10 protein-coding genes are annotated in these 13,996 nt (G+C 69.8%); 8 read left to right on the plus strand and 2 right to left on the minus strand.

Going from position 1 to position 13,996, the window contains the following annotated elements:
- Positions 1-89 precede the first annotated feature (89 nt).
- Positions 90-1,292 carry an exo-beta-N-acetylmuramidase NamZ family protein gene (locus tag L0977_RS01435; RefSeq protein ID WP_234262843.1) on the minus strand — a complete coding sequence of 401 codons (1,203 nt, stop codon included), beginning with the start codon at positions 1,290-1,292 and terminating at the stop codon, positions 90-92.
- Between the two features lie 13 nt (positions 1,293-1,305).
- On the minus strand, positions 1,306-1,899 hold the full coding sequence (locus L0977_RS01440) for a DOMON-like domain-containing protein (RefSeq protein ID WP_234262844.1): 594 nt from the start codon (positions 1,897-1,899) through the stop codon (positions 1,306-1,308).
- 345 nt (positions 1,900-2,244) lie between these two features.
- Between L0977_RS01440 and L0977_RS01445 the strand changes: the two genes are divergently transcribed.
- The 8 genes from L0977_RS01445 to L0977_RS01485 all read left to right on the plus strand — a co-directional run bounded on the left by L0977_RS01445 (position 2,245) and on the right by L0977_RS01485 (position 13,993).
- Positions 2,245-2,754 carry a hypothetical protein gene (locus tag L0977_RS01445; RefSeq protein WP_234262845.1) on the plus strand — a complete coding sequence of 170 codons (510 nt, stop codon included), beginning with the start codon at positions 2,245-2,247 and terminating at the stop codon, positions 2,752-2,754.
- 406 nt (positions 2,755-3,160) lie between these two features.
- On the plus strand, positions 3,161-6,262 hold the full coding sequence (locus L0977_RS25660; protein ID WP_442786600.1) for a hypothetical protein: 3,102 nt from the start codon (positions 3,161-3,163) through the stop codon (positions 6,260-6,262).
- A gap of 59 nt (positions 6,263-6,321) precedes the next feature.
- On the plus strand, positions 6,322-6,834 hold the full coding sequence (locus tag L0977_RS01460) for an OmpA family protein (RefSeq protein ID WP_234262848.1): 513 nt from the start codon (positions 6,322-6,324) through the stop codon (positions 6,832-6,834).
- Between the two features lie 5 nt (positions 6,835-6,839).
- Positions 6,840-8,558, plus strand: a complete 1,719-nt coding sequence (locus tag L0977_RS01465; protein WP_234262849.1) for a Mur ligase — start codon at positions 6,840-6,842, stop codon at positions 8,556-8,558.
- A complete protein-coding gene (locus L0977_RS01470; protein WP_234262850.1) occupies positions 8,555-9,364 on the plus strand; it encodes a hypothetical protein in 810 nt (269 codons plus the stop codon). The genes L0977_RS01465 and L0977_RS01470 overlap by 4 nt, the downstream gene beginning before the upstream one ends.
- Positions 9,361-11,163, plus strand: coding sequence for a peptidase domain-containing ABC transporter (locus L0977_RS01475; protein ID WP_234262851.1), 1,803 nt, complete (start codon positions 9,361-9,363; stop codon positions 11,161-11,163). The genes L0977_RS01470 and L0977_RS01475 overlap by 4 nt, the downstream gene beginning before the upstream one ends.
- On the plus strand, positions 11,160-12,497 hold the full coding sequence (locus L0977_RS01480; protein WP_234262852.1) for an HlyD family type I secretion periplasmic adaptor subunit: 1,338 nt from the start codon (positions 11,160-11,162) through the stop codon (positions 12,495-12,497). Before L0977_RS01475 ends, L0977_RS01480 begins: the two co-directional genes overlap by 4 nt.
- A complete protein-coding gene (locus L0977_RS01485) occupies positions 12,497-13,993 on the plus strand; it encodes a TolC family protein (protein WP_234262853.1) in 1,497 nt (498 codons plus the stop codon). Before L0977_RS01480 ends, L0977_RS01485 begins: the two co-directional genes overlap by 1 nt.
- Positions 13,994-13,996: the final 3 nt, after the last annotated feature.

The following is a 13,996-nucleotide window of genomic DNA, read 5'->3' on the forward strand; positions in this document are numbered from 1 at the left end:
AACCGGCTCGGCCGGGCCTCAGGTGCCTGCCCACTCGAAGCGCCGAAGGCGCGCCGCAGAGGGGGCGCCGCGCCAGTGGTGCAGGGGGATCAATAGATCACATACGGCTGCCGGGCTTCGCGCCAGGCCGCTTCATCGGGCTGGGCGATGGCGTCCAGATCGGCCGCGCTGGTGGCGGGGTTGTCGACCCACTCGCGCAGCGCCGGCCCGCCGTTGATGAGGTCGATGGCCAGCCGGTCGGTTTCGTATTCGTAGGGGAAGTCGCGCCACAGCGGGTAGTCCGGCGCCTGCGCCCGCAGCGCCTTGAAGGCCAAGGCTTGCAGGCGCCACGGCTGGAAAGCGCCGTGGTCGTAATGCAGCGGGTCTTCCACGTGGATCTGCACGCCCGCGCAAAGCTGGCCCGCGTGTTTGTGGAAAGTCGGCTCGAACCAGCACGGGCGCAGCCGGCAGCCGGCCAGCCACTGCGGGGCGATGCGCTGCATGTCGGCCAGCAGGCGGGTGGTGTCGAGGCCGGGCGCGCCGAACAGTTCGAGCGGGCGTGTGGTGCCCCGGCCTTCGCTCAGCGTCGTGCCTTCGAGCATCACGGTGCCGGCGTAGGCGCGCGCCATCCAGAGGTTGGCGGCGTTCGGGCTGGGGTTGACCCAGGTTCTGTCCACCGGCCAGCCGAAGCCGGGGCCGGCGTCGGGCAGCCAGCCGTCCATGGCGATGACGCGGTATTCCAGATCCAGTTTGAGCAGGGCGATGAACCAGTGGCCGAGTTCGCCCATGGTCATGCCGTGGCGCATGGGCATCGGGCCGGCGCCGACGAAGCTTTCCCAGCCTGGGCGCAGCAGCGTGCCTTCCACCGGCCGGCCGGCCGGGTTGGGGCGGTCCAGCACCCACACCGCCTTGCCGTGTGTCGCCGCCGCTTCCAGCACATAGCGCAGCGTGGTGATGAAGGTGTAGATGCGGCAGCCCAGGTCTTGCAGGTCGACCAGCAGCACGTCGAACGTGTCCATCATGGCGTCGGTGGGGCGGCGCACCTCGCCATACAGGCTGAACACCGGGACGCCGAGCACGGGGTCGGTGAAGTCGGGCGACTCCACCATGTTGTCCTGCTTGTCACCGCGCAGACCGTGTTGCGGGCCGAAGGCGGCGCTGAGCCGCACATCGGGCAGGGCGGCCAGCGCGTCCAGCGAATGGGTCAGCTCGCGCGTGACCGAGGCCGGGTGGGCGAGCAGGGCGACGCGGCGGCCGGCGAGCGGGGCGCGCAGCGCGGGGTCCTGGAGGAAACGTTCGATACCGAATTGCATGGCGAGATCAGGCTCAGGCGGCGTGGGCGGGCAGGCGCAGCGTGCGTCCGGCCGGGTGGTGGAAGTCGGGGCGGGGCGCCGGGTGGTGCAGCGCCCAGTGGCTCAGGTGGCCGTCGGTGGTTTCGATCACGGCGCTCAGTCCCCAGCAGCGCACATCGCCGGCGTCGCCCGGCAGGGCGTCCAGCGGCAGGTGCACGTCAAGCGTCCAGCGCCGGGGCGATGCGGTGATGTCCATGGCCGGCCGGGCCGGGCCGGCCTGCTGCTCGGCCGGCAGGTCGCGTACGCGCTCCTGGCTGAAGCGGTAAGCCGCCCATTGGCCCGAAGGGGAGAAATTGAATTCTCGGTAGGCCGCGGCGCCTTCCAGCGCCACAAAGGCCTCGAAGCAGGTGTGCTGCCAGAGCCCGTCGGCCGGGCCCGGGCCGCACACGGGGGCGGGCATGCGCACGCGGGCGCAGTCGCCCGCCAGCACGTACCGCAGGCCGATACCCGGGGCACCCGCATGCAGCCGGGGCGCGAGGCTGACCGACAGCCTCAGCGGCACGGGGCAGGGGTGCGCCGGGTGGGCGTCGAGGTGGCATGTCGCCGGGATGGTGGGGGGCTGGCTCATGGGATGGCGCGAACGGGCACCGCATTCTGACAGCAAGGCCATCGCCGGCCGAGGCGGCCGCGTGGCGCCGAGCCCCTGGCCGGCAACCACCCGCAAGGTGTGACCGTCCGTGTTTCCGTGTGGGGGCGTGTTACGTAACGAAATCTATTTTCGCGTTGCCTGGGGTGTGTGATGCCTTGGAAATCAAGGGGTTGCGCGCGTGTGCCGGAATAAATCAGGGGCGCGAACGCATGGCATTCAATTTGCTCCCTGTGACAGAGTGCATCTTCCCATGGTTGGGTGTAACGCCTGGTTAACACGCCAGGTCAACGGGTATCGCCCATTGTTCGTTGGACTGGAAGCAAAGTGATCATCATGGACTTGGATCGACCTCTTTATGTCTCGTTGGCCACCCTGATGGGCCATGGCGATAGCCAGGATTTCGCCGATGGCGAACCGGGATTTCACGATTCCGAATTGACGCCGCTGAAACACATGGATTTCTCCCTGATGAGCCGTTCCGATTTCATGGAATTGGCGCGGCTGGCGGAATCGTCGCTGAATGTGAACAACATCATGGGAGCCCTGATCAGCATGGCGCGGTCTGGCTGGGGGCTTCGCATTCCCGGTCTGCTGATCGACATGCGGCTGCGCGCCTCGACGGCCGACCGCCAGCGCCTGGTGAAAGCGGTGAAAAACCTGCTCGAACACCATGTGCGGGTGGTGCTTGTGGACGGTGATGGCTATTGCGTGAATTTGTCCGAACTGGACGAATTTTGCACATCGCGCGATTTTGTCGATATGTATATGGGTGGCATTTTTTCGGCCCATTGGAGTTTTTCCCTGGCGCCCAAGGTTTCGGCGGTCTGGAATTGATGATTTTCTGGCGTGGGCTTGCGGTGATGCCGACAGGTCGGTGTTCTGTTACCCACTCGGTGTTTCCGGTGTTACGTAACGCGCCATCCCTTGATCCCGTTCGGGGCGATGAACCCGGCGTCTGAGGTCGATATCGGTGGTGTGGCTTCATAAGAATCAAAGACTTGCGTGGGCTGCCGGTGCTGCCGAAGCCCGGAGAAAAACGGGCATAGCGCTTGCAATTGCAGAGGGGAACCGTGGTGCGGTTGCCGTCTGGTGGGTGTTTATCGGTCTCCTGATTTCCAGGAATTCAGGGATATCCATTTCTATTGGCCGGCGACCGCTTTTGTATTGAATCTCCAACTACCTTGAGGGTGTCATGATCCAGTCAACATCGAATCTGTCCGGAAGCTCGCCGCTTGCACCGATGCCGGAAACCACACAGCTGGCGCAAGCGTCTTCGGGCAGCGGCACCAGCGCTGGAATGCCCCTTGTGTCGCCGGCCGGTGCCCAGCCCGTCGGCACCATCTCGCAAGCCACCCGTGGCGTCGAGATCGTGCGCGACGGACAGCGCATCGCCGTCGAGGGTGCGCAGCCCCTGATGGTCGGTGACCGGGTGATCGTTCCCGAAGGTGGCCAGGCAGCGGTGGCTTTTCAGGGCACGGGCGCCAATCAGGCACCGCTGACCGGCACCCTGAAGAGCGGCACCGACGCCACGATTTCTGCGGTCAGGCTGCCCAACGGCATCGAGCAGGTGTCGGTGGATCTGGCGGCGGGCGATCTGGAGGTGTACCAGGATGGCTCGGCGGAAGCGGCAGCGCTGCTCGTAAAAAAGAGCGTGCCGGCCATGGGCGGCGGTCTGGGTCTCGGCGAGTTCGCCCTCGGTGCCCTGGGTGTGGGCGCCCTGGCCAGCCTGTTGAACGACGACGATGACAACGCGACGGATGGCGATGCTGACGCCGACGCGGATGCCGACGCGGATGCCGATGCTGACGCCGATGCCGATGCCGATGCCGATGCCGATGCCGATGCCGATGCCGATGCCGATGCCGATGCTGACGCTGATGCTGATGCTGATGCTGATGCTGATGCGGATGCGGATGCGGATGCCGACGCTGATGCCGATGCCGATGCCGATGCCGATGCCGATGCCGATGCCGATGCCGACGCTGACGCTGACGCTGACGCTGACGCTGACGCTGACGCTGACGCTGACGCTGACGCTGACGCTGACGCTGACGCTGACGCTGACGCTGACGCTGACGCTGATGCTGATGCCGATGCCGATGCCGATGCCGATGCCGATGCCGATGCCGATGCTGACGCGGATGCGGATGCGGATGCGGATGCCGACGCTGACGCTGATGCCGATGCCGATGCTGACGCTGACGCTGACGCTGACGCCGATGCGGACGCTGATGCCGATGCCGATGCCGACGCTGACGCTGACGCTGACGCTGACGCTGACGCTGACGCTGACGCTGACGCTGACGCTGACGCTGACGCCGATGCGGACGCTGACGCCGACGCCGACGCTGACGCCGACGCCGACGCAGACCAGTTGCTGGATCCAGGCACCTCGGCCGTGGATGGCCTGGTCGACGCGCTGGACGACGCCCTCGGCCTGGGTGGCGCCCTGGGGCCGGTGGTCGAGACCGTGAGCGGCCTGACCGGCCTGCTCAACGACGCGCTCGCGCCCCTGGTGGGCGGCGAATTCACGCCCGATGACCCGAACGGCCTCGATCCGGTCGACGACACCGTGAGCGATGTGGCGAACACGCTGGGCGGCCTGCTCGCTCCCGTGGTGGACGGTTTGCTGGGCAGCGGCGCCACCAGCGAACTGCTGGGCGACGTGGCCGGGCAGGTCGACTACGTGACCGATGCCATCGTCAACCTGCTGGACGACCAGGGCCTGCTCGGCAACCTGCTCTCCGGCCTGGGGCTGGGCGGTCTGACCAGTGGCCTGCTCGCGGAGGGCGGTGCCGTGGAAGGCCTGCTGGATCCGCTGCTGGGTGACCAGGGCCTGGTCACCGGCCTGCTGGCCGATGAAGGGCTGGTCGGCGGGCTGCTGGCTGACGAAGGCTTGGTGGGTGGCCTGCTCGCAGAAGACGGTCTGGTCGGCGGCCTGCTGGCCGAAGAGGGGCTGGTGGGTAGTCTGCTGGCCGAGGATGCCCTGGTGGGCGGTCTGCTCGGCGAAGACGGGCTGGTGGGCGGCTTGCTGGGCGGGCTGCTTGGCGGTGTGCTGGGCGAACAAGGCCTGGGCGGCGCCTTGCTGGGTAACGACGGTCTCGTGGGGGGCTTGCTGGTGGAAGACGGCCTGCTGGGCGGCCTCGTGGCGGAAGGCGGCGCGGTCGACGGGCTCCTGGGTGACGCGGGGCTGGTCGATGGCCTGACGGGTGGTTTGCTCGGCGAAGGCAATCCCCTGGATGGCCTGCTCGGTGGGGATCTGCTCGGCGGCCTGCTGGGTGGGGGCGGCGAGGTGCCAGAAGGGGCGATGGCCCTGCTCGACCCGGTGGACAGCCTGGCGGGCAATCTGAGCGGTGTGGTCGCCGGCCTGCCGGTGGTCGGTGACACCCTGTCCGGCGTGCTGGCGCCCGTGGCCCCGCTGGTCGATGGCGTCACCGATCTGGGCAGTGGCCTGCTGGCCCCGGTGGTCGGTGCCGGCTTCGAGCCCAACGACCCGAACCTGCTCGATCCGGTGGACGCGGTCGTCGGCACCGTGGCGGAAACCGCCGGTGGCCTGGTGGCTCCCCTGGTCGATGGCCTGCTCGGGGCGGGCACCACCGCCGCCGTGCTGGACCCGGTGGGTGCGCAGCTCGACTTCGTGACCGATGGGGTGGCCAACGTGGTGGACGGTCTGCTCGGCGGCGACCTGCTGGGCGGTGTGCTGGGTGACGGCAACCCGCTGGGCGGCCTGCTCGGCGGTGACCTGCTGGGTGGTGTGCTCGGTGGCGGGACCGCGCCGGGTGAGGGGGCGGCCCTGCTCGACCCTGTGGACGGCCTGGCCGGCAACGTGGTCGACGTGGTGTCGGCGCTGCCGGTGGCGGGTGTGCTGCTGGAAGGCGTGGCCACCGCCGTGGCGCCCGTGGTCGACGGCGCGACCGATCTGGGCAGCGGTCTGCTGGCGCCCGTGCTGGGCGAAAGCTTCACGGCCGACAGCCCGAACACGCTGGACCCGGTGGACGGTCTGGTGGGCACGGTGGTCGGCACCGTCGGCGGCGTGGCCGAACCCCTGGTCGACAGCGTGCTCGGCGACGGTGCCACCGCCGGTTTGGTGGAACCGGTGCTGACCCAGGTCGACTACCTGACCGACGGCGTGGCCAACGTGGTGGACGGCACGCTGGGGGGCGATCTGCTCGGCGGTGGTTTGCTGGGTGGCGACCTTCTGGGCGGGGATCTGCTTGGTGGCGATCTGCTTGGTGGCGATCTGCTGGGCAGCATCACGCAGCCGATCACCAGCCAGAACGACGGCGGTGCCACCGACCTGTCGCTCGGTGGGCTGCTGTCCAACACCCTGCTGGCGGCCTGAACGCGCCTTTCCTGAAACCCTTCCGGCGCCTGGCGCCGGAAGCCATCGGCACTCCCGACATGAAAACGCCTCTTCTTCTTTGGACCGGCATCGCGGTGCTGCTCGGCGGCTGCGCCAGCGTCTCGCGCGATGGCAGCGACCAGCAGGCCTATTACTACGCCTACAAACCCCAGACCGTGGCGGCACCCCAGGTGCTGCCCCTGCAGGCACCGCCGGCTGCCGCGCCCGGCCGGGGGCCGGCGGATGTGGCGCACATCGTGTACTTCGGCTTCGACCAGTGGCATGTCGAGGCCCGGTACCAGGGCGTGGTGGCCCAGCACGGGGCCTACCTGCGCGCCCATCCCCAGCGCAAGGTGTTCCTCGAAGGCCACACCGACGAGCGCGGCGGCACCGAGTACAACCTCTCGCTGGGCCAGCGGCGCGCGGAAGCGGTGCGCAGCGAACTGCGGCGCCTCGGCGTGGCCGACCAGCAACTGGAGGCCGTGAGCTTCGGCGAGGAAAAACCCGCCGACCTGTCCCGCACGGAAGAGGGCTATCAGCTCAACCGCCGCGTGGAGTTCAACTACCGCTGACCGGCATGTCGCTGTGCGCCCAACTGGCTGCCGTGCGTTCGGCGCTGGCACTGCCGGACGGCCCGAACGGGGCCGGGCCGGTGGTCCAGGTGCTGGAGCCCGGTTGCGTGCCGGCGCCGGACTGGCCGGCGCACACGCTGTTCTTTTCCGTCAGCGACCGGCACAGCCGAGCGCACACCCTGCACGTGCGGGCCGCGTCGTTCGACGAAGCCTGGGCGCAGGGCCAGGCGGCGGTGCTGGCGCTGTGCGCCGCACAGGGCTGGGCGGGCGACGGGCTCTGGCTGCGGGTTGACCGCGTCGAGCGGGTGCGCGTGCTGTCCTGGCAGGGGCTGCAGCAGGCGTTGCAGCGCGTCAAGCGCAACTATTTCCGCCACGGCCTGGCGCTGGACGCGCAATGCCGCTGGGCCTTCACCGAGCAGGAGCTCAACGCCAACGCCATGCTCTACGCGGGCGGCGGCGTGGCGCATGCGCGGGTCAATCCGGCGCACTTCCAGCGCTACGGCCGCCTGCGCCATGGGGCGGACTTTGCCCTGGCGCTGGCGCCGCAGGATCCGGTGTTCCTGCTCGGCACCGCCGGCGCCTTCTGCGGCGAAGACGGGGTGGTGCACCGGCTCGTGGGCGAAGGCCCGGGCGTCGGCCGGCGCGAACAGCCGCCGCTGCGCGCTCCCGACGTGCGGGCGCTGGTGGCTTCGGGTGCGGACCACCTGGCGCGCCAGGTCCAGGCCGACGGCCGTTTCGTCTACGGCCACTTTCCGTGTTTCGGCCGCGAGATCGGCACCTACAACGCCCTGCGCCACGCCAGCACCACCTACGCCATGGCCGAGGCCTGGGGGCTGCTGGGCGGCGAGGCCCTGCGGGCGGCCACCGAGCGCGCGTTGCACCACCTGGTCCACACGCTGATCGTGCGCCGCACGCTGCCCGACGGCCGGGCCGCCGCCTTCCTGGTCGATACCGGCGGCGAAATCAAGCTCGGTGGCAACGCCGCGGCGCTGCTGGCCTTGGTCCAGCACGCGGAGACCACGGGCAGCCGCGAACACACCGCGCTGATGACCGAACTGGCCGAGGGCATCGTCTTGATGCAGGACGGACACAGCGGCGCGTTCCGGCACGTGCTCCACGCCGACGACCTGTCGCTCAAGGAGGCGTTCCGCATCATCTATTACGACGGTGAGGCCGCCTTCAGCCTGTGCCGGCTGCACGCCTTCGATGGCCAGGCCCGCTGGCTCGACCGGGTCGAAATGGCGTTCGCGCATTTCATCGACGCCCGCCACTGGCAGGCCCACGACCATTGGCTGGCCTACGCCGTCAACGAACTGACGCGGCACCGCCCCGATCCGCGCTATTTCCGCTTCGGCCTGCAGAACGTCGTGGGCCACCTGGACTTCGTGCTGCAGCGCCAGACCACCTTCCCGACCCTGCTGGAGCTGATGCTGGCCGCGCGGCGCATGCTGGACCGGCTGGCGGCCCTGCCGGCCCTGCGCCACCTGCTCGACGAGGTGGACATGGACAAATTCCAGCGCGCCCTGGCGCACCGCGCCAACCACCTGATCAACGGTTTTTTCTGGCCCGAAATGGCGATGTTCTTCAAACGCCCGGCCTCCGTGGCCGGCGCCTTCTTCATCCGGCACCAGGCTTTTCGCGTGCGCATCGACGACATCGAACACCACCTCTCGGGCTACGTGGCCTACCACCGCTGGCTGTCGGCGCGGGAGGCGCTGGCATGAGCGCGACCGGGCACGTCAACGTGGTCGGCGCGGGGCGCTTCCTCGGCGAGGAAGCCCTGGCCAGCCTGGAAGCCGATCCGGCCCGGCTGCAGCGCATCGACCTGTCGCAGACCGTGCTGCGGCTGGGTGCCCAGGCGCGCGAGCGGTTTGGTGGCACGGTCATCGGCGTGGTCGGCGACCGGGCCGGCATTTCCTGTGCCGACCTGCTGGCCCGGGTGCTGGCGCTGCAGGCCACGGTGGGCCGCACCGAAGACCGCTTCAGCGGCGCCTTCAGCCTGGCCAGCGGCATGACGCGGCTGCCGGTGTCGGCCGACCACTGGGTGGTCGAGCTGTCCATGCTGCACCCGGCCGCGCTGCTGCGCCAGGCCCGGGCGCAGGTCTTGCTGATGGCCGATTTCCAGCGCCCCTACGCCGGCAACGGGCTGCTCGAATCGCTGGCCCGGCGGCGCCTGCTGCGCGCCATGGAGCCCGCCGGCCACGTGGTGCTGTGCCGCGACGTCGACGGCTTCGACTGGCTGGCCGAAGCGGCTCAGGCCCGGGGCCTGTCGCTCAGCACCTACGGCAGCCACCCTGCGGCGGACTATCGCCTTGAAGAACAGGCCGGCACGGTGGCGGTGCTGCGCCTGCCGGGCATCGCCGAGTCGCTGGCCACCCGCGTGCCCGGCCGCGGCTGGGCGCTGGCACTGCTGGGCGCGCTGGCGGTGCTGGCCGCTTCGGGCGGGTCGGTGCCGGGCGTGCAGGCGCACATCCCGTCGGTGTGGTCCGACGCACAGGGCCACGCACGTGGCTTTCGGGGAACCCCATGATCAAACTCCTGTTGCCGCGCCAGTTGGTGAACCGGCCGTCGGCGCGCGATGAGCAGCGCCCCTTTGCCCAGGCGCTCCCGCAGGCGTTCGAGCGCGCCTACCCGCTGCTGCGCCGTGCCGCGATGGGGTCGCTGCCGATCAGCCTGTTCGGGCTGCTGCCCTCGATCTTCGTGCTCCAGGTCTACGACCGCGTCATCTCGCGCAGCGCCACCGCCACGCTGGTGGCGCTGGTGGCCGGCATCTTCTGTTTTCTCGGGGTCGAATACTTCCTGCGCGCGCGCCGCTCGCGCGCCTTGCGCAATGCTGGCGCCACCATCGACCACCAGGTCTCGGGCGCCTTGCTCGCGTCGCTGATGCGGCGCCCGCTGCGTGTGCTCGAAGCGCGGCCGACCTCGGCCTGGCTGATGCTGTTTCGCGACGTGTCGGCGGTTCGCGGCACCGTCACCGGCGGGCTCATGAGCGCCATCTTCGACCTGCCCATGGCCCTGTTCGCGCTGATCGTCATCGGCATCGTCGCCTGGCCGGTGCTGCCGGTGGTGCTGGTGTTCCTGGGCCTCATGGCCTTTCTGGCCTGGTGGTGGGCCGACGAGGTGCGCGCTGGCCGGGTGGAGGAGACGGCGCGGGCGCGTGACCTCGACCGCATCGCGTCCGAAATCTGCCGGGCGCGCGAGACCATCAAGACCCTGGGGCAGGACGCGCCCGTGACCGAACTCTGGCGCCGCTCCTACGACGACTGGCTCACCGAGAGCTTCCGCAAGAACGGCGAGCTGGAAAACGCGCGCGAGGCCAGCACGGTGCTGCTGACGGTGTTTTCGGTGCTGGCGGTCACCGCCGGGGCCCTGGCCGTGACCGACCAACTGATGACCGTGGGCAGCCTGATGGCCGTGAACATGCTCGCCATCAAGGCCCTGTCGCCCGTGGCCGGCCTGGCCACCAACTGGCGCCTGCTGGCCCGCGCGTCGGAAGCGGCGCAGCGCCTGGAGACGGTGCTGTCGGAACCGGTGGAGCGCGCCGACAGCGGCCTGAACCTGCCCAAGCCCACCGGCCGGCTGCTGCTCGCGGACGTGAGCTTCACCTTCCACGAAAACGCCCGCCCGGTGTTCGAAGGGCTGAACCTGCAGATCGGCCCCACCGGCCTGCACGTCATCGTCGGCCGCAACGGGGCTGGCAAGAGCACGCTGGCCAAGCTGTTGTCGGGCCTGTACACGCCGACCAAGGGGCAGGTCCGGCTGGACGAATACGACCTGGCGCAGTTCTCGCGCGGCGAACTGGCGCCCTGGGTGAGCACCCTGTCGCAGGAGGTCTACTGGTTCAGCGGTCCGCTCATCGACACGCTGCGGCGCACCGCGCCCGGCCAGACGGACGAACAGATCTTCGCGGCCTGCCGGCTTTCGGGGGCGCACGAATTCATTGCTCGCCTGCCCGACGGTTACCACACCGAAGTGGGCGAGGGCGGGGCCGGGCTGTCCGTGGGCGAGCGCCGCAAGCTGGCGCTGGCGCAGCTCTTCCTGCGCCAGCCGGCCGTGCTGGTGCTCGACGAACCCAGCAACGACCTCGATTTCGCCAGCGAGGCCGCGCTCATCGCCGCGCTCTCGGCCGTGGCGCGCCAGCGCACGGTGATCGTCGTCACGCATTCGCTGCGCCTGGTTTCGGCCGCGACCCAGATCTACCACGTGCGTGATGACGGCCAGGTCGAACAGGGGCCGCCCGCCGCCATGGTGCCGCGCCTGTTCGGCGTGCAGCGCCCGTTGCCGGCCGCCCTGCCGGACATGCCTTCGCAGGCCGGAGTTCCCGCATGACAGACCGCCACCAACAGGGCGACCGCCCCGACATCCTGGCCGCGCCCGCCGCCCCGGGCGGGCCCGACACCCGCGCGCGCGACGCCTGGTCGCTGCCACGCAAGCTGCTCTGGGGCGGCGTGATCGCGCTGGCGCTGATCGGCCTGGGGTATCCGGTGGAGACCGTGGTCACGGCGCCGGGCCGGGTGATCCCGTCGGACCGGGTGAAGTCGGTGCAGCATCTGGAAGGCGGCATCGTCAGCGCTGTGCTGGTCAAGGACGGCGACCGCGTCCGCCAGGGCCAGCCGCTGGTCGAGATCGACCTCGGTGGCGCCGGCCTGAACCTGGAGGAAACCGCCGCCCGGTTCGATGCCAGCCAGGCTGCGCGCATCCGGCTGCGCGCCGAAAGCCAGGGCCAGCCGCTGGCGCGCGAGGACTTTCCGGCCTCGCTCGACGACGACGTGGTCCAGGGCCAGCTCGGCGCCTACGAAGCGCGCATGCAGGAGCAGCGCGGCCAGACGCTGGGGGCCAGCTCGGTGCTCGAACAGGCGCGCAGCCGCGAACAGGAACTGCAGGCCAAGATCGAAGGGCTGCGCCAGCGGCAGGCGCTGTACGAAAAGGAACTGAACATCTCGGAACAGCTGCTCAGCGAAAAGCTGGTGGGCCAGATCGAGGTGCTGCAGAAGCGGCGCGAGTACGAAACCGTGCGCGGGGAACTGAGCGTGGCGCGGCAGGGTCTGGTTTCGGCGCAGGCGGCCATCGCCGAAGCACGGGCCAAGCAGGCCGAGGTGGCGGGGCGTTTCCGCCGGCGCGCGTCCGACGAACTGGCCGAGGTGGAGCGCGAACTGGCCAGCCTGACCGAGAACCTCAACCGGGCCCGCGCGCAGCGCCAGCGCACCGTGGTGCGTGCGCCCACCGAAGGCATCGTCAAGGGTTCGCGCAACCCCAGCCCGGGCTGGGTGGTCAAGCCCGGCGAGCAGATCATGGAGATCGTGCCCGACGAGGAGCAGGTGGTGGTGGAGGCGCGGCTCAGCCCCAACGACCGCGGCTTCGTCTACGCCGGTCAGCCTGCCAGGATCAAGGTCACGGCCTACGACTTCCTGCGTTACGGCACGGTCGACGGCGAGGTCACCCTGGTGGCCGCCGATGCCGACAAGGACGCTTCGGTGCCCGATTCGCCGGCCTTCTACCGCCTGCTGCTCAGCGCCAGCCAGTTCTACGTGGGCAACCGCGAAAACCGCGTGACCGCCGGCATGCAGGCCGATGTGGACCTGCAGGTGGGGCGCGATCCCTTCATCTGGTACCTGCTGCGGCCTGTGCTCAAGCTGCAGCGCGAAGCCTTCCAGGAGCCGTGATGCGACCGTCCGTTTTCAAGCCGCCTGTTCGCGTCGTCTGGCTGGCCATCGGCCTGCTCGCGGGGCCGGTTCACAGCGCCGACATGGTGCTCGCCCGCCAGATGGGCACGCGTTCGCTGATCGTCTCGGGCCAGGCGGTGCAGGTGCGCCAGGGCCTGATCCGTGCGCTGGGCCAGCACCCCGAAGTGCTCAGCGCGCGCGCGGCCGAAGAAACCATGGGCTACCAGGTCGATGCCGCGCGTTACGCGCGCTTCCCGCGCCTGCAACTGGCCTCGGGCACCGGCTCGACCAGCGCCGCCGTGGGGGGCGAGAAGGACTACAACGTGCTGTCGGTCAGTGCGCGCATGACGTTCATCGACGGTGGCGTGATCGGCTCGCGCATCGACGCGGCCGAGGCCAACAGCGAAGCCTCCAGCGCGGCCGTGCGCTCGACCCAGCAGAAGGTGGCGCTCGACGCGCTGACTGCCTACATGCAGGTGCTGCGCCACGACCAGAAACGTGCTGCGGCGCAGCGCGCGATCGACGCGCTCGACGAACTGGTGCGGCTGGAAAAGCGCCGCGTCGATCTCGGTGCGACGGGCGAAAACGAACTGCGCCTGGCGCTGTCGCGGCGCGCCACGTTTGCCGCCAAGCGCCAGGAGTTCGCATCGCAACTGGCCGAAGCTCGGGCCCGGTTTGAAAGCTATTTCGGCTTTGTGCCCGACCCCAGCGGGCTGCCCGATCTGGCCTTGCCCGCGCATTGGCAAGCCTTGCCCACGCTCGAAGCCACCTGGCTGGTGGCGCAGGCGCAGAGCAGCGAACTGGCCGAGGCCCGCAGCCGCATTGACAACGCCCAGGCCCTGGTGCGCCAGCAGGAGGCGGCACGCTTCCCCTCGCTCGACGTGGTGCTGGCCAAGACGCGCGATCCGCGCGGCGTGGTCTACAGCGACGCGACGCGCTCGGGCGTCGAGCTGAACTGGAACTTCGGCAACGGCTTCGATCTGCAACTGCGCATCAAGAGCGCGCTGGCCGAAGTGGCCAACCAGGAAGCCCGCCACGAAGCCGCGCGCCTGAACCTGCAGCAACTCACCAGCACCGCCTGGAACCAGGCCCAGGCCGGCCGCGGCAAGGTCGAGGAACTGGGCAACGCGGTGCGCGAGGCCGGGCAGGTGCTGCAGGGGCGCCGCCGCATGCTGGAGGTCGGGCGCGAGGTGCTGACCCAGGTGCTGGACGCCCAGGTGGAGTACGAGCTCCAGGCGCTGGACTACCTCGATGCGGTGGCTGACCAGCGCATCAACGAACTGCGCGTGGCGCGTGTCATGGGGCGCCTGCGGCCTGAAGACGCGGACGTGCCCTGGGTGGGGCAGATCTTTGCGGGCCACGGCCAGCGCACGCTGGCCTTGCCGGCCGCGCCGCCACCCGCTGCAGCGCTGGCCGCTGCCCCGGCGCCCGGCACTGAGGACACCCTGGCAGGCCTGCGCCTGCAACCGAGCTACACCCTGCTGGCCGCGCGCTGAAGC

The sequence above is a fragment of the Hydrogenophaga sp. NFH-34 genome (genome assembly GCF_021401345.1).
GTDB lineage: Bacteria > Pseudomonadota > Gammaproteobacteria > Burkholderiales > Burkholderiaceae_C > Hydrogenophaga > Hydrogenophaga electricum.

Excerpts from the sequence above, each read along its gene's own strand:
- L0977_RS01440 (WP_234262844.1), bottom strand. The coding sequence starts at position 1,899 with ATGAGCCAGCCCCCCACCATCCCGGCGACATGCCACCTCGACGCCCAC.
- L0977_RS01470 (WP_234262850.1), top strand. The coding sequence starts at position 8,555 with ATGAGCGCGACCGGGCACGTCAACGTGGTCGGCGCGGGGCGCTTCCTC.
- L0977_RS01435 (WP_234262843.1), bottom strand. The coding sequence starts at position 1,292 with ATGCAATTCGGTATCGAACGTTTCCTCCAGGACCCCGCGCTGCGCGCC.
- L0977_RS01475 (WP_234262851.1), top strand. The coding sequence starts at position 9,361 with ATGATCAAACTCCTGTTGCCGCGCCAGTTGGTGAACCGGCCGTCGGCG.
- L0977_RS01460 (WP_234262848.1), top strand. The coding sequence starts at position 6,322 with ATGAAAACGCCTCTTCTTCTTTGGACCGGCATCGCGGTGCTGCTCGGC.
- L0977_RS01480 (WP_234262852.1), top strand. The coding sequence starts at position 11,160 with ATGACAGACCGCCACCAACAGGGCGACCGCCCCGACATCCTGGCCGCG.
- L0977_RS01465 (WP_234262849.1), top strand. The coding sequence starts at position 6,840 with ATGTCGCTGTGCGCCCAACTGGCTGCCGTGCGTTCGGCGCTGGCACTG.
- L0977_RS01485 (WP_234262853.1), top strand. The coding sequence starts at position 12,497 with ATGCGACCGTCCGTTTTCAAGCCGCCTGTTCGCGTCGTCTGGCTGGCC.
- L0977_RS25660 (WP_442786600.1), top strand. The coding sequence starts at position 3,161 with ATGCCGGAAACCACACAGCTGGCGCAAGCGTCTTCGGGCAGCGGCACC.